The sequence below is a fragment of the Pseudomonas sp. 05T35 genome (genome assembly GCF_056396605.1).
Window position 1 is genome coordinate 1 of the sequence record NZ_JBFTLU010000867.1, and the last position, 636, is coordinate 636.

The 636-nt window shown below is 40.4% G+C and carries 1 pseudogene; it reads left to right on the plus strand.

The window, feature by feature from the left end:
* Nucleotides 1–207: 207 nt before the first annotated feature.
* Nucleotides 208–636, plus strand: a pseudogene (locus AC1DH9_RS30365) (hypothetical protein); the annotation flags it as partial.

Genomic DNA, 636 nt, shown 5'->3' on the forward strand with positions numbered 1-636 from the left:
GTGCAACGTGCCCAATTCGGCCGGTCAACGATCCTTGCTGATCTCAGTGAGAAGGCTGGAGAAAATAGACAAGGTTATGAGCGCGGCTGTCATGCCAAAATGATGGCGTTGATATAGTAAGTAGACATCCTACAACTTCTGATTAAAAGTTTATTGGCTTAAATTAATGTACGAGCGTGTCTTCTTCGATCCACAAGGAAAGATAATATGTTAGCAAGTAGTAAGCAGTACACAGAAAATATTGAGCTTGCGCCAAGTGACTGGTTGTTCTGGAAGGATGAAGACTTTAATAATTGGAGGCGACAGCATGACTTCCCTAGGATTGTCGCATTCTTGTTTGATAGTTTACCTTATTTTTCCTTATGGCTTTCTGAACAGGTTGGATTGACTGAAGCAGATTTGTTGTTTCACGGCCCATCCAGATTCATAAAATCCTACGGAGAAAATGCAACGTATATCGAACACGACGTGGGAGTCTCAATTTTTAAAGAATTCCCCGCCAATGAAGTTGTAAGATATGAGTTTTTTGGAAAAAACGATTCTGGAAAAACAGCTCGCTTTAAGATTTTGAGACAGGTTTTTTTTGTAAGCTATATTGATTGGGCCTATTCCAGGATGGAATGGGCTTTTCCTAAC